Genomic DNA, 24,235 nt, shown 5'->3' with positions numbered 1-24,235 from the left:
CTTTGTCTTTGATTATCATTTAAAGAATTTATCTATTATGAGAAAATTAAGCATATTTATTATTTTATTCTTCTGCCTGCTGACTGTCGGAGCCCAACAAGTAAGCTTGCAAAACGTAGCAAACAGAACATATCGTGCCGAAGGAATCAGAGGTGTCAAACCGATGTTGGATGGAGAACATTATACCCAAATGAGTGCCGACGGCAAAAAAATCGTGCAATATTCTTTCAAGACCGGTAAAGAAACAGGTACGATCTTCGATGTAAATACAGCCCGTGATTGCAACATCAAGTCATTCGATGACTATATCATGTCACCTGATGAAAAGCTGATTCTAATACAGACTGACACCAAACCTATTTATCGTCGTTCGTTCACCGCCAATTACTATATTTTCAACGTAAAGAACAACAAGATGGAACCGCTCTCAGAAAACGGTCCGCAACAGGTTCCTTTGTTCTCGCCGGACGGCAATCAGATAGCTTTTGTACGCGATAACAATATCTATCTGGTAAAATTACTGTTCGGCAACAGTGAGTCACAAGTAACCAAAGACGGCAAATTCAACGAAGTGCTGAATGGCATTCCCGACTGGGTATATGAGGAGGAATTTGGTTTCAACCGTGCTTTCGACTTCAGCGCAGACAGCCAGATGCTTGCCTATATCCGTTTTGACGAAAGTCAAGTGCCGATGTATTCTTTCCCGCTATACAAAGGTATGGTTCCTGCATTAGAGAGATTCAGCACTTATCCGGGAGAATATGAATATAAATACCCCATGCCGGGAATTGACAATTCCAAAGTAACCGTTCATACTTTTGATATCAAGAGCAAGGTAACCCGCAAGATGGATTTGCCTCTGGATGCAGATGGTTATATTCCCCGCATCAAGTTTACGAATGATGAAAATGCGTTGGCAATCATGACTCTGAACCGTCATCAAAACCGTTTCGACCTCTATTTTGCCAATCCGAGAAGTACATTGTGCAAGCTGATGGTACGTGATGAAGCTCCCCAATACATTAAAGAAGAAGCCTACTCCAACCTTGTTTTCTATCCAAAAAACTTTGTGGTGATGAGTGAGAAAGACGGTTATAACCACCTCTATCTTTATACGAGTGGAGGAAATCTGGTAAAGCAAATCACAAAAGGGAACTTCGAAGTGAAAAATTTTCTGGGATGGGATGAAGCTACCAATACATTCTATTTTGAGAGCAATGAAGGCAATCCGCTGCGCACCGCTATCTATAAAGTAGACGGTAAAGGAAAAAAGACCAAACTATCCAAACAGGAGGGCACCCACAAAGCTATTTTCAGCAACAATATGAAGTATTACATCAATACTTTCTCCAATATCAACACCCCCCCTATCATTACCCTTAATGACAATACGGGTAAAGAATTGGCAACCTTGATAGATAATAACAAGCTGAAACAGCAGATCGCACGTCTGAATATGCCAAGTAAAGAACTATTCAGTTTCAAGACCCATGACGGTGTGGAATTGAATGGTTGGATCATGAAACCCGCAAATTTCAATTCAAGTAAAAAATATCCTGTTATCATGCACCAATACAGTGGACCGGGTTCACAAGAAGTAGCAGACAAATGGGGAATTGGCGCCCGTAGAGATGGTGGTATGTTCGAAGCTTACATGGCCGGCCAAGGATTCATCATGGTTTGTGTAGATGGACGCGGAACCGGTGGACGCGGTTCTGATTTCGAGAAATGTACTTACTTGAATTTAGGGGTAAAAGAATCAAAAGACCAAGTAGAAGCCGCTAAGTATTTAAGCACATTACCATACGTGGACGGTAGCCGTATCGGTATATGGGGATGGAGTTATGGAGGTTACAATACCTTGATGTCCATGAGTGAAGGAACTCCGGTATTCAAAGCTGGAGTCGCTGTTGCAGCCCCTACAGACTGGCGTTTCTACGATTCGGTATATACAGAACGTTTCATGCGCACCCCCAAAGAAAACATGGAAGGTTACAATGCTGCATCTGCCATTAACCGTGCCAACAAACTGAACGGTGAATTGTTACTGATTCACGGCACAGCAGATGATAATGTACACTTACGCAACAACGCGGAATACAGTGAAGCATTGGTACAGGCTGACAAGCAATTTGATATGCAAATCTATACGAACCGCAATCATGGAATCAGTGGAGGCAATACAACCAAGCACTTGCTGACTCGTGTAGCTAATTTTTTTATAAATAATTTGAAATAAGAACCTGTTCACTACAGATTATACAGGTGTTCCACATCAAGCCGAATGAGGGCAATCTGCATAATCTGTGGTGAATTATAAATCTAATATCATCATGAATCACGTTAAAAAACCAGACTGGCTTAAAATAAACATAGGAGCAAACGCTCGATACGCCGAAACCAAACATATTGTAGATTCCCACAAACTACATACCATTTGCAGCAGCGGACGATGCCCCAATATGGGAGAATGCTGGGGAAAAGGTACTGCCACTTTCATGATAGGTGGCGAAATTTGTACACGTTCCTGCAAATTTTGCAACACACAGACCGGACGCCCTCTTCCGTTAGACCCAGAAGAGCCCACCCATGTAGCAGAGTCCATTCAGCTCATGAAATTATCCCATGCTGTTATCACCTCTGTGGACCGTGACGATCTGGAGGATTTAGGGGCGGCTCATTGGGCTAAAACAATCTCAGAAATCAAACGGTTGAATCCGGAAACCACTTCTGAAGTTTTAATTCCTGATTTTCAAGGAAGAAGCGAACTGATCCAACTGGTTATTGACGCCAGACCTGACATCATCTCACACAATATGGAAACCGTACGCCGCATCAGTCCTCTGGTACGAAGCGCAGCCAACTATGAAACCAGCTTAAAAGTCATCAAACAAATAGCAGATAACGGCATTACAGCCAAGTCCGGCATTATGGTAGGTTTGGGAGAGCGCCCGGAAGAGGTGGAAGAAGTCATGGACGATTTATTGGCACAAGGTTGCAAGATACTTACTATCGGTCAATATCTGCAACCTACTCACCGCCACTATCCGGTAGCGGAATATATCACTCCCGACCAATTTAAATTATATAGAACTATCGGATTAAAGAAAGGATTCCGCGAAGTGGAAAGTGCTCCTTTAGTACGTTCTTCCTATCATGCAGAAAAACATATAAAATTTAAAGGATAACGAGTAAACCAACTTAATATCTTTTTTGTTATAAAGGGGTAAATTGAGATAGAGAGAATGAAATCGTTACTGGAATACAAGAATTTAATCATGTCCACAGGATTAATTCCAACCATCATGTGCATGATTTTCTGCATTTTCTTTCAAGATGCAGTTGTTTTGTATGTCTGTAGTTTGGCCAGCATTATTTATATCTTATACAGACTTGTCAAACCACCTGTTTATCAACCCAATATAATATTACTGCATGGGACTTTGTCTTTGATCATTGCATCTATTATAAAAGGAATAAGCGGAGACATGCTTATTCCGGACCGCACTGTTCCCATCACTCTGGAAATACTGATACTCAGTTTTTCATTACTCTATCTCATGATTCCAAGTTTTTATACTAAACTATTCTCTTACTTTCATTATAAGATATCTATTCTGAACTGTTGGGCAATGCAGATTATAGCAGTCTTATCTGGCATTCATCTGTTCACCTCCTGCATAATCTATTTATTTTTCAGCCCACTATCCTATCATACCCTTTATACGATGACTCACATCATTCCTCCTTTGGTATACGTCATTTGTATTATTGTTAATCATGCTTTTGTGAAAACAATCAGCTTAACTTATCAAAAAATGCCCTTTTTGCGTATTGCACCTATCTGCAATGGAAAAATTTATGTTGCTCCCCGCAGTTATCAAGGAGAAGAGCCAGGTAAATTAGACATACCCATGGAAGACTATATTTATGCCTGCAAAACAGACACGGATAAATATGCCAAAGAGATAGAAAATAAATATAATAATAACCTTACCGGACAACTGGAGCCACGCTTCAGCCTAAAGCATTTAATAAAAGAAAACAATGGAATAAAAAGGACTATCATGCTCTATGTTCTCCCTTTGAGCAGTGAAAGCCAAATACATTTTACAGGAGGAAGATTCGTTACTCCCGAAGAAATAGAGCAGAACTCCACTCTATACAGCTCTTTTCTAAAAGAAGAAATAGATCATCTGAATATAGTAGCGCAGATGTGGGAAGAGTTCAATTAAAAATCTTTTTGTCGTAGTTATCTATAAATCAAAAATATACATGGGATCTTCGATAAATCCGGCAAATTTCCCTGCCATTCCTTTATCGTCTTAGTCTTGATATACTCTCCCTCACACGTAATGTTGGCAGCAATACAAAGTTTGGTTTGCGGACGACAATTCTTAAGGATATCTTCCGCCATCTTATTATTACGATAAGGGGTTTCTATAAAAAGCTGCGTCTGATCTTCCGCATAAACACGTTGCTCCAATACTTTAATACGCTTTGCACGCTCACCGGATTCAATAGGCAAATAACCATGAAAAGCAAAACTCTGTCCATTAAAACCAGATCCCATAACAGACATAATAATAGAAGAAGGACCGACCAAAGGCACCACCTTAAGATTCTTGCGCTGGGCAATGGCAACCACATCCGCTCCCGGATCGGCAACAGCCGGACAGCCTGCTTCAGATATAACTCCCATGGATTGTCCAGCCATCAAGGGTTTCAAATAACCGGAAATATCTTCAGGAGAAGTATGCTTGTTTAATGGATAAAAAGTTAATGTGTCTATATCAATCCCACGATCCACCTTTTTCAGAAACCGACGTGCCGAACGTACATCTTCTACTATAAAATGTTTGATACCAAGAATGACTTCCTTATTATATGCAGGCAACACATTTTCCACAGGAGTTTCGCCCAAGGTAACAGGCAATAGATATAAAGCAACTTCCATCATACTATTCAATCAAAATATCAAGGTTTGAAATCTGTTTCAACCAACATCTGGTGATAATCTGTTTTAGCCAACAAATCCTCTATTGTCATATCAGGATGCTTTTTCATATATTCATCAATCATCATAATTCCCATCCAGACTCCAATGCTTGCCGGAGTTTTCTCACCCATAATAGAAATAAAGGGATCTTTGCGTATATAAGTACGTACTATAAGAGGATCAGTAGCATATAAATGACCATTTTCAACCATTGTCTTCCACAAACTTCTTTTGTTTTTCCTGCACCATTCAGCCTCATCCTCGCTATATCCCATTTCTTTTTCAAAAGATTCATAACCCAAAATACGGGCCACGATCCAATTTATCTTTCCACGATGCATAATCATATCCAATAAAGTACGGCCGGGCTGCCATGGCAAAGGATACTGACTCAATAAATAAAAAGTGAAACAATCCGGAACAATACGATCGGGTTCCATACTACGGCATTGATAGTCATAATAGAAACGTTTATATAAAGGATAATCCGCCCCCATATATTTATCAATGCTGAACCCTAAAATACTATCTCCCACTACAACCGACTGGTTCAGCGCAGCTATTTGGGCATAAAAATGAGGAACAAACAGCGTAGGAACTTCTTTTTTCAAACGTTTAAAACCTTTAGTCAGCTTTTCCTCAACCCAACCAAGATCTTTAAATTTCACTTCGGCATCATGCATCAAAGTCAATAGGGTAGAATCCGAATAATACTCCAACATCCGGTCATTAATCTTCATGTCATCCACCTCACCTATCGCCAATACATCTTCTATCAACAGCTTGGTAACCTGAGGATAGTCCGTATTCATTTTTTGCAGTGCCGAGAAACTGTTCATCGTGACATACTCATACTGCAAACGATCATAACGGGCAACTTTTACATCCACATCAGCAGCGTTGCCACTCTTTCCATCCCACTGACAGGAGGAAAGAGCAACAAAGCATACCACTAATATGAATATAATTTTGCGTATCATCAATCCTTATCCGTAAATGATGTTTCCGTTTTCGTCTTTATATTCATCCAGACCTTTTTCATAAGTTGCCATGGCACGCAAACTCATACCTACACTGGAGAATCCTCCATCGTGATATAAATTCTGCATGGTCACTTTACGAGTCAGGTCAGAGAACATTACAATACAGTAATCCGCACATTCATCTGCCGAAGCATTGCCTAAGGGTGACATACGGTTAGCAAAGTCAAACAGCTTATCCATACCTTTCACACCCGAGCCGGCAGTAGTCATGGTCGGTGACTGAGATATGGTATTCACACGCACGTGATGTTCACGGCCATAAATGTAACCAAAGCTACGTGCGATAGATTCCAGCAATGCTTTTGCATCCGCCATATCATTATATCCATAGAATGTACGTTGTGCAGCAACATAACTCAATGCCAGAATTGAACCATACTCAGCAATAGCATCCAGCTTTTTGGCAGCCTGAATCATTTTGTGGAATGAAACAGCAGATATATCCAAAGTCTTGTTCAACATATCATAATCAAGATCATCGTATGTACGTTTCTTACGAACATTGGGAGACATACCGATAGAATGAAGGACGAAATCTATTTTCCCACCTAATACTTCCATTGAACGCTTGAAAACATTCTCCAAATCTTCCACACTGGTTGCATCTGCCGGAATTACCTCACAATTCAGTTTCTCAGCTAAAGCAGAAACTTCTCCCATGCGGACAGCTACCGGAGTATTGGACAATGTTATGGTCGCACCTTCTTCTACAGCCTTTTCCGCAACTTTCCATGCGATAGACTGTTCATTCAATGCACCAAAAATAATTCCTCTTTTTCCTTTCAACAAATTGTAACTCATACCTTCTTTATTGTTAAATTAGTTTGCAAAGATACAAACAAATAAATTAATCATAGCCTTTTTTGCACACAAATGAAGAAATAATGCAATTATAAAACTAATTTTTACCATTTAAAGTTTCAACTCTATGAGAATTTAACAAAAAATCCACTTATTCTATCAAATAGTGCACATAAAGGACAAATCTTTCAGTTATATTTGCCACCGAATTAAGAGGTTTTTTCATAATATTTATTTAAGGTTAGAATTAGGTTAACATGAAACATTATTGCTGCTCCCGTAAATAGCCCGTGAGGGTCTTTTACGGGGGAGTAATAAGACTTCTTAAAGCAACTATCAACTAGATAATTATTAATCTTAAACATATATAATACCCATGATTACTTTAATAAAGAAGATTCTATTACTTCCTGCCGCATGTTTAATCCCTTTTTTGACAGGATGTAATAATTGTCCTTCCACGGCTACTGTAGAAGAGATCATAGACCCCGCTATCTACGCAAGCCTTCCTTTCAAGATGGACAAGGTTGAACAACCCACATTCCCTGATTATTCTGTAAACATCATAGATTTCGGTGCCAAACCGGATGGCATTACCTTGAATACAAAAGCCATCAATGACGCTATCAAGCAAGTCAATGAAAAAGGCGGTGGTAAGGTTATCATCCCCGAAGGTTTGTGGCTGACCGGCCCCATCGAACTATTAAGCAATGTAAACCTGTACACCGAAAAGAATGCCTTGGTATTATTCAGTGCAGACCATTCACTATATCCTATCATCAACACTTCTTTCGAGGGTTTGAAGACTCGTCGTTGCCAGTCTCCGTTATCAGCACGCAATGCTGAGAACATAGCGATTACCGGCCACGGAGTATTTGACGGAAACGGAGACACATGGCGTCCGACCAAAAAAGATAAGTTGACTGAAGGACAATGGAATAAATTGGTTGCCTCCGGTGGTGTGGTAGATGCCGATGGAAGAATCTGGTATCCCAGCGAAGGTGCATTGAAAGGTGCTATCCTGTCAAAAGACAACTTTAACGTACCTCGTGGAGAACTGACCGACGCTGACTGGGACTACATGCGCGACTGGTTGCGTCCTGTATTGCTAAGTTTCATCAAATGTAATAAGGTATTGCTGGAAGGAGCGACATTCAAGAATTCGCCCAGCTGGTGTCTACATCCGCTATCCTGCGAAAACATTACGATTAATAAAGTAACCGTATCCAATCCCTGGTACTCACAAAACGGAGACGCACTTGATTTGGAATCATGTAATAAAGCACTGATTGTCAACAATTCGTTTGACGCAGGAGATGATGGCATCTGCTTAAAATCAGGAAAGGACGAACAAGGACGCAAACGCGGTGAGCCTTGTCAGAATGTGATTGTGATGAATAATACCGTGTTACACGGACATGGAGGTTTCGTAGTCGGTAGCGAGATGTCCGGTGGCGTAAATAACATATACGTAGATAATTGTACTTTCATGGGTACAGATGTCGGGTTGCGCTTTAAGAGCAACCGTGGTCGTGGCGGATTGGTGGAGAACATCTACATCAGCAATATCAACATGATCAATATCCCCAACGAAGCTTTGATCTTTAATTTGTACTATGGCGGAAAAGGCCGTGGTGAGGATCCCAACCAAGACGACAAGAAAGTAGAAACCACCATTCCTCCTGTAACAGAAGAGACTCCGATATTCCGCAATATCTTTATCAAAGATGTTACTTGTAACGGAGCAGGCAGAGCTGTATTCTTCAATGGTTTACCTGAAATGAGAATCCAGAATATCAATATGGAGAACATTATCGTGTCCAATGCCAAAGAAGGTGTGGTACTGAGCGAAGCCGATGAAGTAAACATGAAGAATATCAAGATAGAGTTGCTGAAAGACGGAAATAGCTTGAAAATGCAAAATGTGTCCAACGTAACGATAGACGGAAAAAGTCATGCAGAGATCGGAGCCGCAGGAGAAGAACTCAACTTCTAACTCTCACATCAATCAGCGAATATCTTTACTTGATTTACAAAAATAGTCAGGCACGGATTACGCGGATAAACACAGTTTCTATACAACACTGTGCCATCCGTATAATCCGTGCTTCAACCAATAAAATACATAGCATTATGACAAAACACTCCATGATTGTCCTTGCATTATTGGCAGGATGCTTTACCAGCTCTTTTGCACAAAAAGGAGAAAAGACACTAACCGTAGAAGTCAGCAATGAATGGAATCAAAATAAAATCGACGAACCGGTAGTGATAGACTTAAACAATCTGAAAGCAAATTTCAACATCAAGTCCGCCACCGTATGGGAAGGTGATAAAGAAATTCCATCCCAATTAGATGATCTGAACGGTGACGCGCGAGCAGACGAACTGGCTTTCCTGACCGATATGCCGGCCCGAAGCAACAAAATCTTCCGTGTAATTCTCTCCTCCGAAAAAAGCAACAAAACCTATCCGGCACGTACCTATGCCCAGATGAAGGCTTATGGACACAACAACAGGTTCGCCAACATCACGGGATTTTCAGCGGCAGGAACCGAAAATGTGTATAGTTTTGTTTACCATCACGGACCGGCCATAGAAAGTGAATTAGTAGCTTATCGTATCTATTTCAACGAAAAGCAGACGGTAGACCCCTACAGCAAAGTAAATAAAAGACTGGAAATAAAAGAGACTTGTTTCTACCCTACCAAAGAGCAACGCGCCAACGGCTACGGAGATGATGCGTTACGTGTTTACAATAGTGGCGGCGTAGGTGCATTAAAAGGCTGGAACGGTACTGAAGCGACCCACATCAAACCTGTAATAAACCGCACGGAACGCGTACTAGCCTCGGGACCAGTACGCGCCATCGTCGAAGCAGAAGTCATCGGTTGGGAATATCAAGGAAACGACCTGAACATGATCAATCGATATACCCTCTATGGCGGCCATCGGGATATGAAGGTAGATGTCCTGTTTGACCGTCCGCTTAAACAGGAAATCTTTGCTGCAGGTGTGCAGATTCTGAAAGAAGGAGGCCACATGAGCGACCATAAAGGACTGACCGGAAGCTGGGGAACCGACTGGCCTGTCACAGACACCATAGGCTATGTGAAGGAAACAACAGGTATGGGAACTTTCATTCCTAAATATATCGGTAAAGAAGTGCAAGACGGGTCAAACTACTTATATACCTTACAAGCACCGGGTCAACAGCATTTCCACTATTACGTTACTTTCACCTCAAAAAAAGAAAGTTTCGGATTTAAAGATATGAAAGACTGGTTCAATTACCTTCCCCAATGGAGAAAAGAATTGGAACATCCTTGCAAAATTACGATTAAATAAAAAAAAATCTAAAACCATGAAACGACTAATCACCCTTTGTCTGCTAGGAGCCTGTTTTTTGTCCGCTCCCGCACAGAATTATGTATCCCAAGTCTGGGTGGCCGATCAAGGCAATGGAACCTACAAAAATCCAGTCCTGTATGCGGACTACTCCGATCCGGACGTTTGCCGCGTAGGAGACGATTATTATTTGACCTCATCCAGTTTCAACTGCCTGCCCGGATTACAAATATTACACTCCAAAGACCTGGTCAACTGGACTATCATAGGTGCGGCTGTCCCCTATGCACTACCCCCTGTTACCGATGTCCGTCCTGAACATGGCAACCGTGTATGGGCACCCAGTATCCGCCACCATAATGGCGAATTCTATATATTCTGGGGTGACCCTGACCAAGGAGTATTCATGGTGAAAGCCAAAGACCCGAAAGGCCCTTGGAGCGAACCTGTTCTGGTAAAAGCCGGAAAAGGCATTATCGACACAACTCCATTATGGGATGATGACGGTCGTGTATATTTGGTTCACGCTTATGCAGGAAGCCGTGCCGGGCTGAAAAGTGTCATCACCATTTGTGAGTTGAGTGCCGACGCCAGCAAAGCGATCACACAATCCCGTATCATATTTGACGGCCATGAAGCACATCAGACTTGCGAAGGACCTAAATTCTATAAACGCAACGGATACTACTATATCTTCCACCCGGCAGGCGGTGTTCCTACAGGCTGGCAAGTAGTGCTTCGTTCAAAAAACGTATATGGACCATACGAATGGAAAACAGTATTGGCGCAAGGCAACTCTCCCATCAACGGGCCTCATCAGGGAGGCTGGGTGGACACCCCTACGGGAGAAGACTGGTTCATGCACTTCCAGGACGTAGGTGCTTACGGACGCCTGGTTCACCTGCAACCTATGGAATGGGTTGATGACTGGCCCGTCATAGGTATTGATAAAGACGGAGACGGCTGTGGCGAACCTGTTCTGACTTATAAAAAGCCTAATGTAGGTAAGAACTATCCTATTTGTACTCCGCAGGAAAGTGACGAGTTTGATGGTTATACATTGTCTCCTCAATGGCAATGGCAGGCTAACATCAATGAAAAATGGGCTTATTTCAACGGAGGAGAAGGATTTGTACGTCTATACTCCTACCCGATTCCCGAAGATTATAAGAGTTTATGGGATGTTTCTAATCTGATGCTACAAAAGACTCCGGCTCCCAATTTCACTGCCACCACCAAACTTACTTTCAAGCCGACAGAAAAATATAAAGGTGAACGTACGGGACTGGTTGTAATGGGAATGGATTATGCCGGATTAGTTGTTGAAAACACAGACAACGGACTCGTCCTGTCACAAGTGGAATGCCTGAAAGCCGATCGAGGGGGTACTGAAAAAGTAAATGCTTCCGTTCCCTTAAAAGACGGCACAATCTATCTTCGCGCTAAATTTTCCGCAAAAGGAGACAAGATTAAAGCCAGTGAAGGCGGTCACGACCTGTTAGTGAAATGTAACCTCAGTTACAGTACGGACGGCAAGAAATTCCAGCCATTGGGGGAAACCTTCCAAGTAAAAGAAGGTAAATGGATAGGAGCCAAAGTGGGTATCTTCTGTACGCGCCCCGCTATTTTAACCAATGACGGAGGATGGACAGACGCAGACTGGTTCAGAATTGAAAAATAAAGAAGATATTCTATATACATTGTACTTTTTGCATTTTTATTTGATGTAAATCGCACATTTTGCCGGTTAAATTCCTAATTTTGTGCCATAAAAGGCATCTATGGACAATAATGCAAGAAAATACAATAAATATGATGAAGTAGACGAAAGGATATTAGCCCTCTTTACTGAAAACAAAGAAGAAGCCTTTCGTCTGCTTTATGATACTTATTACCTTCCCTTATGCCTTTACTCTGTACAGTTCACAGGCTCTACGGAAACTTCAGAAGATATCGTGCAGAATCTATTTGTCAGTTTCTGGGACAAGAACTCGCATACTGCCATTTCCTCCAACCTACATGCTTGGTTGTTCAATGCCGTCCGTTTTTCCTCACTGACCAAAGTACAACGAGAACGCTATTTCTCCTTAGACGAGCTGGAGGAAGAATCTTATTCTCCCATCGATGACTTTTATGATGAAGAAGAACTGTTGCAAAAAAGAAGCCAGTTGCTGGCCGAATTAAAAAAACTGCCGGAACAGGAATACAATGTTTTAGTCAAAATTATTCTGGAAGACAAAAAATACAAAGAAGTAGCCGAAGAGCTCCATATTTCTGTAAATACAGTAAAAACTCATTTATCACGCGCACTCAAAATGTTGCGTCGTTTCAATATGACAGAAATCCTAATCTTATTTAATTTATAATTTTCTTCAGATTTTTGTCACCCGTTTTGCGTATTTGTGATACTTAGTGTTAAACAGTACAACAATTATGCAAAAGAGTAAAACAGAAGCCTTAATTCAAAAATACCTGTCCCACCAACTCAATGAACAGGAATTTAAAGAATTAAAACAATGGATTGAAGAAGACGCTTCGCATAGAGAAGTCTTTGTGAAGTTACTTTCACTCCGCCATGTCAATAACCAACTTAACTTATTACAACAGTTTGATAAAGAAGCTTCATGGGAAGCTATTCAAAAACGTTGCAAGCAGCCCCACTCTATCCGCTATCGGGTTGCGATTTATTCATCTGCCGCTGCGATAGCTGTTATCATAGGGATTGCTTCCATTTTATATTTGAGACACCAAGAATCAAGTTCATTGATTACAGAGAATAATATAACTAAAACTGAAAAATACAATATAGTACCTTCCTCTAGAGCCACTTTGGTATTAGCAGACCAATCTGAAATAAAGCTATATTCAAACCATCAGGAAATAAACGGCAGTCATATTAATAATGGGGAAATCATTTACCCTCAAGAAAACAGCAAGGAAGCTGATCAACCTGTTCTAGATACAATTCTTCTACAAAATCAATTAAAAGTACCTAGAGGTTCAGAATATTCCATAGTTCTATCAGATGGTACAAAAGTAAAATTAAATGCAGACTCCCACCTTGACTTTCCCGTTCAGTTCACCAACATCCGTGAAGTAACACTACAAGGTGAAGCCTTCTTCGATGTTATCCATGACCCTCAACGCCCTTTTATTGTAAAAGCCAACGATCATGTAGTCTATGTATTAGGAACGACATTCAATGTTACAGCTTATCCCGGTGAAGACGTATCCATTACATTAGTCAGCGGTAAAATAAAAGTAACATCCCCTACCGGAGAATACACCATGACTCCTAATGAGCATTACTCATCACAGACTTCCCAGATCAGCCAAGTAGATCCAGAACTATATACTTCATGGACAACTGGAGCTATGGAATTTGACGCCATGCCTCTGCCAGACTTACTTGCCAGGCTATCACGCTGCTACAACGTAGACTTAAAACTGGCTTCCAAAGAATTAGAAAATATGAAATTCACTGGAATCATCTTTAGAAACAAACCACTCAGTTTTGCTTTAGAGATATTACACCGGGTTTCAGACGTAAAATTCGAGAAAGACGGTGAAACTATTTTAGTAAAAAAACAATAGAGTTAATTTTAATATTATAAACAATTCAAAGTTAATGAGCTAGAGTTTTATGAAAAAGAATGAAATGTGGAGACGCTCAGCGTCCCGACCTCCTAAGATGAGGCTATTAATGATGCTTATATGCATGTGTTGTGTTTTCAATTCCGCCTTTGCCAATATCATGGCAGACAAGAATGTCACGATTAAAAGTGAAAACATTAGTGTTAAAGAAGCACTAAACACAATCAAAAAGCAGACAGGGATTAACATTATGTATGAGGATGCAACACTAAACAATGTCCCTTTAAAACTGACATTAGAAAAAGTGCCTTTAGAACAAGCATTATCCGTTATCTGCAGCCAGGCAGGTATGCGCTATGAGCTAGTAGAAAACAATTATGTATTAATTCTCCCCATTGATCGCAATGCCAAACGCAAAACCATAACAGGTATTGTCAGAGATGAATTAGGAGAACCTGTAGTTGGTGCCTCTGTCGTTGTCAAAGGAACAACTTTCGGAACTATTGCTGATATGGACGGCCAGTTCATGCTTTCTTTTCCGGAAAATGCAGGAAACAAATTGATGTTCAGCTTTATTGGCATGAACACTGTTGAAGAGAATATGGGAAACAAACGTGTATTCAATGTGAAGTTGAAAAGTTCCACTACAAATCTAGACGAAGTTGTGGTAATCGGTTACGGTACAGCAAAACCCAGAGACTTAACCGGCGCAATGGCACGTGTAAGCAAGGAGGACATCAAAAGTGCTCCTATGACCACTAATATTCAAGGTATGCTACAAGGTAAAGCCGCCGGTGTAAATGTCATGATTGCCAGTGCATCTCCTACAGCTCCGGTATCTGTCGTTATCCGTGGAGTATCCTCTTTATCGGGTAATGGACAGCCTTTATGGATCATTGACGGTGTACCCCAGTACTCAAATGATGTTTCCGGAGATGTTTCAAACACGCTCTACAATCTAAATTTAAATGATGTAGAAAGCCTTGATGTTTTAAAAGATGCCTCAGCAACAGCTATTTATGGTTCACGTGCAGCCAATGGTGTTGTAATTGTTACAACAAAAACAGGTTCAGCAGGAAGCAAGCCAACCATTGAACTGACAACCCGCTATGGATTTCAAGCTATCAGTTCAAACGACTTCAGAACGATGAATGTTGACCAATATATCATGTATTCCAAACAAATCAATATTGATGAGTCTTTCCGGCAAGGCAACTTAACATATTTCAGCAAACGTTACCTTGATGAAAACAAATTCAAAGCTTTAAATACCAGCCAGTGGACTAAAGAAGATTTAGCAGGCATGTTTAAAGAAAATGCATATTATAATGGAAAGGATGATTATTGGGACATGATGACTCAAAACGCTGCCATACAGGAATATAATTTATCCGTACGTGGTGGCAGTCAACAAAGTTCATACTATGCCTCTTTAAATTATAAGGATCAGGATGGTATTGTAAAAGGCAGCAATTCCAGATTATTAAGTGCTCGTTTTAATTTTGAAACCAAAGTACGAGAAGCCTTAAAATTCGGTCTTAATATGGATGCCTCTTCCCGCGAAGCTACAGACAAAGACAACATGATTTCCAAAATAGTAGGAATACGTCCTGATTATCCAGCTTATAATGAAGATGGAAATATCAATACGATTGATTATTATACCAAGAATCCATTACTGGAATTAAAAGATAAGAATGAAAGTCAATCACGCAACTTAAATGCATCATTATTCTTGGAATACAACATCTTATCTTACTTAAAATTCAGGACAACGGGCAACATAGCATATACGAATTATAAATTAGATCAATTTACCCGAAAATACTATGATGACGGTACCAATTCGGCTCTTCAGAGAAACCGCCAAAATTATGTCATGGTATGGGAAAACCTGCTGACTTTTTACAAAACAATGGGAAAACATGATGTTCAAGCCATAGCAGGTTACTCTATGGAAAAAAACTGGTATGATATGATGCAAGCAAGCGGATCCAACTTCCCAGATGATGATATTCTGACAGATTTAGGAAGTGCTGCTACACGAGGTGCTATGAAAAGTGCAAAAGAAACTAATGCACTTATCTCCGCATTTGCCCGAATCCAATACAAATTCAACAACCGATACCTGTTAACAGCAACTTATCGTGCTGATGGCTCTTCCAAATTTGGTAAAGACAACCGTTGGGGATACTTTCCTTCTATTGCAGCAGGCTGGATTGCATCTGAAGAAAATTTTATGGACTTTATGAAACCCGCCCTCTCTTATTTAAAACTAAGAGCATCTTATGGTCTGACCGGTTCTCAGAATTTGGACAATTACGATTTTGCCAGCCGTTTCTCTTCCAGCAGCTATAATGGACAGCCGGGATCATCCCCATCTTCATTAGGAAATAGTCTGTTGCAATGGGAATCACAGGCTCAAACAGACTTAGGTCTTGATTTCGGTTTCCTAAACGATCGTATTCGTGGTGGTTTTGGTTGGTACCGTAAATATGTAGATAATCTGATCTACGATAAACCTGTTCCAACTTCATCTGCTTTCGACGATGTTAAACAAAATATTGGTGCCATCAGCAATACCGGTCTGGAATTTGATATTCGTGGTGAAATCATTAAAACACGTGATTTAACATGGGAAATCAATTTTAACATAGCTCATAATAAAGGTAAATTAGAAAAGCTGAACGGAGTAACCAAGAGTGTTGGAGGTGGTGCTTATCAATATTTCAAATTGGAAGAAGGAGGTGAACTTGGACGTTTCTACGGATATGTAGATGCCGGTCGTTTATTCCTCAACAATGAAGAAGTTTGGGCTAATAAACCCATTGATCCCAGCACCGGAAAAGTCACTAATTACCGTGCGACGACACCAGAAGGAGCAGGAGATATCTATGTAATGGACTTAGATGGAGATGGAAAAATTACAGCCGATGGTGACCGTAAATATTTAGGAAGTTCAAACCCTGATTTCTTTGGCGGTTTTGGAACAACATTCTATTGGAAAGGTTTAATGGCCAACTTCACTTTCACCTATTCTGTAGGAGGGAAACGTTTATGGCAACAGGAACTAAGTACATGCAACGGACTTAATGTATACAATGCTCCAACATTTGTTTTAGACAGTTGGTCTATGAAGGGAGAAAATGCAACTTACCCATTTAGCAGTCACTATGGCTGGGGTAATAACGGTGTATTTACAGACCGTTGGTTACACAACGCTTCCTATCTGCGTTTAAGTGCCATAAACTTGTCATATCGGTTACCCGAAAAATGGTTTAAGAAATTCTTGGTTCAAGGAATAGAAGCGACTTTCCAAGCGACAAATCTATTTACCGTAACTCCATATCCCGGTATGGATCCACAAGGAAACTTCAGCAGTACCAGTAATGTAGCATTAAATGGTTTCGGAACTGATTACAGTACTTATCCGGCTGCCAGAACATTCAATTTCGGTCTTAAATTTATATTCAACTAATAGAAGAAAATATGAAAAAGATATATTTTATTATAGCTTTAACAGCCAGTATCTCCCTTAGTTCATGCGAGGATTTCCTTAATCAGGTCCCCGAACATGAATTGGTACAGGAGAATGCCGTTATAGATTATAATTCGGCAAAGAATATTGTTAACGGTATGTACTCCAATTATGCCTCAAGCAAAAACACGGGAGGTTATATATACGGCAACTTACACATGCAAGCCGGAATTTATAAAACAGGAGGCAAATCTGCCGAAGCCTTTTATAATATGACTTATAGTCAAAGTACAGATGAGTCAACCACATATACTTTCAATATATGGGATGATCTGTACATTTGTATAAATGCGGCTAATGCAGCTATTAAAGGAGTAAGTGATCTAGATGTCTCCAAATTTCCTTCAGAGAAAGTAAAAAATGACTTGATAGCTGAAGCACGCTGTTTCAGAGGTTTTATAAATTTGCAGTTAATGTGGCTATTCAGTCACTGGTTTGACAATGCGGAATCTCCTTATGGCATCCTTTATCGTGATCAATTATCTGATTTAAGTAATTTGATGATAGACAGAAGCTCAGTAGGTGATAGTTACCAATATATTATTGATGATTTTGAATATGCAGAACAAAACTTGCATGATTATACTTCTGCAAAATATATGTCCAAACAATTTGCCCAAGTCATGCACGCCAAACTCTTGTTAGTACGTGGCTGGGAAGGTGATTATGCCAAAGCATTGGAACTAGTTAATAATGTAATTTCCACCGCACCATCCATATTCAAAATGGAACCAAATATTACCAAATTGTATGAGGACGCCTGGGACTCCAACGAGGTACTCTTCGCCCGCTATCTGGGTCAGGGAGATTTAACGTGGGATCTTTATAATTATGAATATACATATTCCAAAGGTTTGTATGATAGTGAATTCAGAGATATTCCCAACGAATGGATTGAAAAGGATGAACGCCATGACTATACATTCGGAGAAGCAGGAGGCGGCGAAAACTGGCAAGCTGAGATCATTAATGAAAATGTGTTAACGAAATTATACCATAGAGGAGCAGCCAATGGCCCCAATGACAAATACTGTACCTATGTATTCCGTTATGCCGAACTCTATTTGATGAAAGCCGAATTATTGGCCCGTACCAATCCATCAGATATTCAAGGAGCATTGAAACCTTTGAATGACATGCGCGCACAATATACCACTCCGGTTATGTCCCCTATCACAGGAATCACAACTCACGAACAGCTGATGGATGCTATCTTCAAAGAATATGTAGTCACTCTTTTGATGGAGAACGAAACACCTTGGTTTGCATCCGTCCGTTTCAAAAAAGATGGAAAGACTTGGTTGGAAGTGTTAAAACCGGATGTCAACATCAGCACCAATAAATATTGTTGGCCGATTCCTTATGCAGAAATTATAGCACACACCAACAAAATTGAACAAAACCCAGGGCTTGAATAATTTTAAGAAGAATATAAATATGAGAAAAATAATATTTAGTGCAATAGCACTTTTAGCATTGTTTACTGCTTGCAGTGATGATTTGGAAGTGAAAGTACCATACCCGACAAACATAACTTTCAATGAGCTGAAATTAGATAAGAATTTCACACATAATGTACCCGATGGAGGCTTCTCTTCACAAGGTCTCAACTTTAACACAGTGAAGGCAGCCGACGGACAGTTAGAAGCCGGTTTCTGTTACAGTAACCGTTCTCAACGTTCATTTGTGTGGAACAATGATGTAGTATCTATGGATACTGTCCGTTACAGCGTTTGGACCACACGCCCGAATACTACAGAAACTTATGTAGTATGCCATGTAAAAGGTGATGACGCTTTCTTTACTTTAGACGAACCTTCTGTTATTGACTATATGCTTGTATCCAATTCTACTTGGGGATATCTGGCCATGACTTATGGTGATACCTATGGTACAAAAGAAGAACCTCAAGCCAACCCTAATATTCCAAGTGCCCCCAAAGGGATTTGGCATTCCTATGTACCAGGAGGGGTTAAGAAATTCGATAGCGGTGATTACTTCAAGCTCACGGCCAAAGGGTTCAACAATGGACAAGCAACAGGAAGTGTGACTTTCGACTTGGCATGTATGAATACAAATGCTGAGCATCCTAACTGGAAATATGTAGTCAGCGACTGGACACGTATGGATCTTGTCACATTAGGTACAGTAGATAAAGTGGTATTCTACCTTGAGTCCACTGACATAAACACAGATGGCAATATGCGTACCCCCGCATGGTTCTGCCTAGATGGTATTCAACTAAAAAAATAAATAGAATGAACAGAATTAAATCAATGATGGTACTCAGCTTAATGCTGGGTATCTCCTTTACAGAAGCAGAAGCTTCTAAATTAACATTCAAGATAGCTAATCCTGATGATGGAGCTAAAACTGTATTATCTTTTACTGAAACCGGAGAGAAAAAAGAAGTGGAAATTGATGCAACCGGAAACGGAACAATCGAAATCAATGACTTTACTCCGCAATACGTCCTTTTGCAATACGGGCGTGCACGGAGAACACTTTATCTGGATCCTGTACAAGATTTAACTATTTCTTTTGATGGCGGAGCAATGTGGAAAGCCATCAATTTTGACGGAGCGGCTGCAGCAGTTAACACTTACTTAAACACAGGTAAAATAAAGAATCTGACTTTTCAAGACACAAAACTTAAAGAAGATGCGTTTATAAATAAAGCAGATAGCTTGTTTGCTGCCAACAATGAAGGATTAAACGCTGCCAATCTTCCTGCGGCATTTACTGACAAGGAAAAAATACGCTTGAAATACTTTACATACGGCTTTTTCCCCATGCATCCGATGTATTATGTGTATCAAACTAAGGATTCTACACACGTAGCGTCAAACACTTTCTATAACAAATTACAATCACTCATTACTATAGATAGCAATTTGCTGACCTTGCCGGAATATAAAGAATTCCTGCCCAATGCCATTGCCAGCATGAGCAATCAAGGAGTGACAGAAAAGCCGGAAAACACCACAGAACAATTTGTTAACTATATAGACAAAAACATCAAAGACGAAAAAGTAGCAGAATATCTGGTAAACTTGTTTGTTTATGGCAATATCAGCAGCCGTGGTTTGGATGGATCGGATGCATTAATTTCCATGTTTAATAAACATGTCAAAGATGCCAAAATGCTCGACAAGTTTAATACGCTATGTACTAAATGGGAGAAATTAAAAGCCGGAACCCCATCTCCTGTTTTCTCTTGTCCGGATATTAATGGAAAAACAGTATCTTTAGCAGATTTGAAAGGAAAGTTTGTCTATATTGACGTGTGGGCTACCTGGTGTGGTCCTTGCCGTGGAGAATTGCCCCATTTAAAAACATTAGAAGAGAAATATGCTGATAAGGATATTTACTTTGTCAGCCTATCATGCGACAAAAATAAAAAAGCATGGGAAAATATGGTAAAGAAAGATGAAATGAAAGGAATACAACTGCATTTAGGGGTAGAGAGTCCGTTTATGGATGCTTACCTCATCAACGGCATTCCCCGTTTTATCCTGCTGGATCGGGATGGCAAAATCATCTCTGCTAATATGACACGTCCGTCAGATCCCAAGACAGCAGAGAAGTTCAATGAACTGTTAGGACTTTAACACACTCTCTCTTATAATTAAACATTAATTGGATAATAGGCTTTCTTCGTGAGAAGAGAGCCTGTTTTTTAGCAATCGATTTGCCTTCTCCATAGCCGGTAGTCCAACCATAATTCCAATGCATCCGGCAAGTACCGGCATAGCGAGTAGAATTCATCATCACAATAATCAAAATTTTGTTTCACTCTTCGTCTGTTATTCCCGGCACTTTCATTACATATTCCGAACATTTAGTTACTCGGTTTTTCGCCTTACATAAATAATTCCGTTCCTTTTTCCTTCCGTTGTGATTCCGTTGGCCGGGTCTTCCCTCAACCGCTTCAGTTCCATGGTAGCAGCTGTTTTGCGCAATCCAGTCAGTTCCATGTAGTCGGCTACGCGCATAAAATGATGTTCGTCCAAGTATTTCATAGCCAGTGCGATTCGCTCTTCCAGCGAGTAAGCCGAGCGGCGGATGTACTCTACTCCGGCGCGTTTCAGGTCACACTGTCGGGCAGTCTCCTTCACCAGTTCTTTGCTGGCGCGGAAGTTCACGCCGTTCACTGTGAGACTGCGGGCGTTGGGATTCTGTCCTTCCTCGCACGGTGCGTCTTTATTCTTTTTCTTTATTATGCCCAGAGTGGGCTTAAAAGTTCCTACGCCGTCAATGGTCACGCTGTTTCCATGTGCCATGCAGTAGGCAAGTTCGTCGGCAAAGTTAGTTAGCACTTGCAGCACGGTTCCTTTGTTCATTCCTGAAGCCGGGCGCGCGAGCTTGCTGATAAATTCCTTGGTATCGATATTGTGACAGATCTTCATGCGGTAGAAAGTTCGTTCTTCTCCCGAGCCGTCTAAGTCACTCATTTCCTGCTTGATGTATTCAGCCATAATTGCTGGTATGTATAAAGTTTGTATTAACGGTATTCAAAGCATTTGGATACCGTACACAAAGTTAATTGATTCTGGCTGCATTTACAAATTATCGGCACAGATTCGTCGATCACTGCTTGTGATTAATGAATCTGTGCTTGTGATTGACTGATTTCCAGCGATGATTACCGAACAGAACAGATTGCCGCAAAGAATGGATCGGGAAGCGGATAGGTTTGCATCAGGATGGATGTCATCATCCGCTAAACGGGCAAAAATCATTTATATACTGCCTCAATAGAGTAAAGACCAAAAGAAATATATTTGTCTACAAACTTATAGCCGTCTTTACTATCTTCTTATCTATCTTCAGAATGCGCTGCACATCTTTGTTTTTTTCAAAGAGGCCTGACAATTCTTCTACCTTATCAACATGGAGAATTGCGACATCAGCAAGATAGGTTTCCTGTTTTCGCTATCCTTTTCATTGCTTCAGTCTGTCTATGATATCCCTAATACTTTTCATACCTTTCCATTTTCCGCACATAAAAATGGAAAAGATACTATTTATTCCAACCCAGAAATTCTTCAAAATCTTTTTTTAATACAGGATTCCCACAAATAATCAAATGTTTAAAGCCCAAATATTCACCGTGTATATCCAATAATTCTTCTATCATCGGACGATATTCCTCTTTTTTGCCCAACATATATTCATCAACAGCATATTGAAACACATTAATTTTTCGGATAAACTCATCATAAAACCTCTGTTCCCGACATGTCCGTAAACCGTTTTTTCCATTAAATAAAATAGTGAGTAACTGAATGGTCTGCCGTACTTCCTTTGACAGTTGGCTGCTATTAAAAACTACTTTCTTTTCCATAAATAGAACAGAATGCTCTATAATCTCTTCAATATTATGAAGACAAGGATTAAGTATTCCATCAAAAGAAACTCCTTTTTTCCCATTACAATAGCTACAAGCAATAAACAGATTACTCCATTCCTTCACTAATAAAGGGTAATTCGCTTGTGAACGTAAATGGTCCACCTGATAATCTGTACCCAAATACCGTTCACATAAATAACATTTCTCATATTGATCCTCTAAAATTTGCTTACAGACATCTTCCGCATTATATTTTGTGTCCAGACCTAAAGGTATTTCAAGACTTTTTTTTATTCTAATCATACTTCCAGGCTTTACTATTCCATATTCTTTTCAGTTCATAAAATCTTGCTTTGACATTAGGAGCCAATACTTCAGGTATATTTTCAAAATCTTTTAGATACATTTCCAGTTCTTTCTCCTCCGACACGGACAATTTTTCTTTTTGAATCAAACTTTCCAACTGCTGCAAACGCATTTGTATTTCGCTAGAATCTGTACTGACACCAAAATAACCTTCCGCCAATGCCTCATAAGAATATTCAGTCAAATCTTCTATCGATTCTCTACGTTCCAAATCAAAAGCAACAGCATTGGGTAATGAACTTAATATAAAGGGGGAATGGGTAGTTACAATAAATTGTATATGAGGGAAAATCGTAGTCAATATGGGCAAAATCACCCGCTGGAGTTCCAGGTGGAGATGCGTTTCTATCTCGTCAATCAATACTATACCTTCTTTTTCATAAGCTCGTACAATATTATTCCCTTCTTGCATTTTTAGAATTAAATCAGTGACAATATCAAGAACAGCAGAATAACCGGCAGATAATTCTGTAAACTTAAAACTTTTACCATCCGTTTCAATAAAAAAGGAATAGTCCTTATAATTAAACTTCAAGTTTAATTGTGGATCATCAAAAATTCTTCCCAAAATAGTCTGGAAACTAATAAACCATTGACGAATATAATCAGCATCTTCATTCTTCCCTTCATTCCGTGCCAACGCTTCTTGAACTTTATAATCAACCATAAAATTAAGAAACTGATCCACTTTACTTTGTCCTACATTCTCTTTATTTACCTTTAAATCAGGCTTTACCGGATTACGAGATTCCTCAAAACGTGATTTACGTTCATCTGCATAAAAAGCTATAATAAAGTCTTGCTTTCTATATTTCTTTAATAAAGTCTCAGCATCATTACAATACAATCCTACTTGTTTTTCTGCAACAAACCGGTTTTCCAGCATATACTTTCCGGCAATACTTTTTACACTCGCAAAGGAATACATTTCATTAAAGAAAGCAGCAATGGCGTTGAGCAAGATTGTTTTACCACTGCCATTTCTTCCCGTTATAATCAGGTGTTTCTTTTCTGTTTCGGAAATAGGAATACAAAAGTCTTTCAGATGAAAGACCTTCTGAACTTTTATATCTGTTATAAAATTACTCATATATATTATATTGATGCACTACAAATATAATTCATTTCTCTTCATTTATAGCAAAAGGTCGATAAATAATTAACGAGTTCTTCTATAATTCAATACTTCGGTA

At 39.9% G+C, this 24,235-nt stretch carries 18 protein-coding genes; 12 read left to right on the top strand and 6 right to left on the bottom strand.

Annotation, left to right across the window (positions count from 1 at the left end; genetic code table 11):
* The first annotated feature begins 37 nt into the window (after positions 1-37).
* From ACYQ0C_RS04980 to ACYQ0C_RS04970, 3 genes are all read left to right on the top strand, one after another.
* Entirely contained in the window at positions 38-2,239 is a 2,202-nt protein-coding gene (locus ACYQ0C_RS04980) for a S9 family peptidase (protein WP_016277234.1), read from the top strand.
* A 94-nt stretch (positions 2,240-2,333) separates the two neighbouring features.
* Complete coding sequence (lipA, locus tag ACYQ0C_RS04975; RefSeq protein ID WP_016277233.1) at positions 2,334-3,188, top strand: lipoyl synthase; 855 nt, start codon at positions 2,334-2,336, stop codon at positions 3,186-3,188.
* A gap of 57 nt (positions 3,189-3,245) precedes the next feature.
* Entirely contained in the window at positions 3,246-4,235 is a 990-nt protein-coding gene (locus tag ACYQ0C_RS04970; protein WP_016277232.1) for a hypothetical protein, read from the top strand.
* A gap of 17 nt (positions 4,236-4,252) precedes the next feature.
* Here the strand turns inward: ACYQ0C_RS04970 and ACYQ0C_RS04965 are convergent, their stop codons facing one another.
* The 3 genes from ACYQ0C_RS04965 to ACYQ0C_RS04955 are packed head-to-tail and all read right to left on the bottom strand — an operon-like array spanning position 4,253 to position 6,843.
* Complete coding sequence (locus tag ACYQ0C_RS04965; RefSeq protein WP_025018067.1) at positions 4,253-4,957, bottom strand: SAM-dependent methyltransferase; 705 nt, start codon at positions 4,955-4,957, stop codon at positions 4,253-4,255.
* 20 nt (positions 4,958-4,977) lie between these two features.
* Positions 4,978-5,979: a gliding motility protein GldB-related protein gene (locus ACYQ0C_RS04960; RefSeq protein WP_016277230.1), complete on the bottom strand. Its 1,002-nt coding sequence runs from the start codon at positions 5,977-5,979 to the stop codon at positions 4,978-4,980.
* Positions 5,980-5,985: 6 nt separating this feature from the next.
* Complete coding sequence (locus ACYQ0C_RS04955; RefSeq protein WP_016277229.1) at positions 5,986-6,843, bottom strand: enoyl-ACP reductase FabI; 858 nt, start codon at positions 6,841-6,843, stop codon at positions 5,986-5,988.
* Positions 6,844-7,219: 376 nt separating this feature from the next.
* Between ACYQ0C_RS04955 and ACYQ0C_RS04950 the strand changes: the two genes are divergently transcribed.
* From ACYQ0C_RS04950 to ACYQ0C_RS04910, 9 genes are all read left to right on the top strand, one after another.
* Positions 7,220-8,839, top strand: a complete 1,620-nt coding sequence (locus ACYQ0C_RS04950; protein WP_016277227.1) for a glycoside hydrolase family 28 protein — start codon at positions 7,220-7,222, stop codon at positions 8,837-8,839.
* A gap of 137 nt (positions 8,840-8,976) precedes the next feature.
* A complete protein-coding gene (locus ACYQ0C_RS04945; RefSeq protein ID WP_016277226.1) occupies positions 8,977-10,191 on the top strand; it encodes a DUF4861 domain-containing protein in 1,215 nt (404 codons plus the stop codon).
* A 16-nt stretch (positions 10,192-10,207) separates the two neighbouring features.
* Positions 10,208-11,872: a glycoside hydrolase family 43 protein gene (locus tag ACYQ0C_RS04940; RefSeq protein WP_016277225.1), complete on the top strand. Its 1,665-nt coding sequence runs from the start codon at positions 10,208-10,210 to the stop codon at positions 11,870-11,872.
* A 100-nt stretch (positions 11,873-11,972) separates the two neighbouring features.
* Positions 11,973-12,557, top strand: a complete 585-nt coding sequence (locus ACYQ0C_RS04935; protein WP_016277224.1) for a sigma-70 family RNA polymerase sigma factor — start codon at positions 11,973-11,975, stop codon at positions 12,555-12,557.
* A 67-nt stretch (positions 12,558-12,624) separates the two neighbouring features.
* Positions 12,625-13,785, top strand: a complete 1,161-nt coding sequence (locus ACYQ0C_RS04930) for a FecR family protein (protein ID WP_016277223.1) — start codon at positions 12,625-12,627, stop codon at positions 13,783-13,785.
* Between the two features lie 160 nt (positions 13,786-13,945).
* Positions 13,946-17,263: a SusC/RagA family TonB-linked outer membrane protein gene (locus ACYQ0C_RS04925; RefSeq protein ID WP_235783066.1), complete on the top strand. Its 3,318-nt coding sequence runs from the start codon at positions 13,946-13,948 to the stop codon at positions 17,261-17,263.
* An 11-nt stretch (positions 17,264-17,274) separates the two neighbouring features.
* Positions 17,275-18,741 carry a RagB/SusD family nutrient uptake outer membrane protein gene (locus tag ACYQ0C_RS04920; RefSeq protein ID WP_016277221.1) on the top strand — a complete coding sequence of 489 codons (1,467 nt, stop codon included), beginning with the start codon at positions 17,275-17,277 and terminating at the stop codon, positions 18,739-18,741.
* A gap of 19 nt (positions 18,742-18,760) precedes the next feature.
* Positions 18,761-19,576 (top strand): DUF4465 domain-containing protein, encoded by an 816-nt coding sequence (locus tag ACYQ0C_RS04915; RefSeq protein WP_016277220.1) that lies wholly within the window; start codon positions 18,761-18,763, stop codon positions 19,574-19,576.
* Positions 19,577-19,581: 5 nt separating this feature from the next.
* Positions 19,582-20,934: a TlpA family protein disulfide reductase gene (locus ACYQ0C_RS04910; protein ID WP_016277219.1), complete on the top strand. Its 1,353-nt coding sequence runs from the start codon at positions 19,582-19,584 to the stop codon at positions 20,932-20,934.
* Between the two features lie 234 nt (positions 20,935-21,168).
* On the opposite strand, the gene ACYQ0C_RS04905 is transcribed toward ACYQ0C_RS04910, so the two are convergent.
* From ACYQ0C_RS04905 to ACYQ0C_RS04895, 3 genes are all read right to left on the bottom strand, one after another.
* A complete protein-coding gene (locus ACYQ0C_RS04905) occupies positions 21,169-21,801 on the bottom strand; it encodes an HU family DNA-binding protein (RefSeq protein WP_016277217.1) in 633 nt (210 codons plus the stop codon).
* Positions 21,802-22,346: 545 nt separating this feature from the next.
* Positions 22,347-22,979, bottom strand: coding sequence for an HNH endonuclease family protein (locus tag ACYQ0C_RS04900; protein WP_016277216.1), 633 nt, complete (start codon positions 22,977-22,979; stop codon positions 22,347-22,349).
* Positions 22,972-24,132, bottom strand: coding sequence for an AAA family ATPase (locus ACYQ0C_RS04895; protein ID WP_016277215.1), 1,161 nt, complete (start codon positions 24,130-24,132; stop codon positions 22,972-22,974). The genes ACYQ0C_RS04900 and ACYQ0C_RS04895 overlap by 8 nt, the downstream gene beginning before the upstream one ends.
* Positions 24,133-24,235 lie beyond the last annotated feature (103 nt).

The organism is Phocaeicola sartorii JCM 17136 = DSM 21941 (assembly GCF_054653615.1).
Note: the sequence above shows the minus strand (reverse complement) of the source record. Positions and strands in the feature narration are given on the sequence as shown.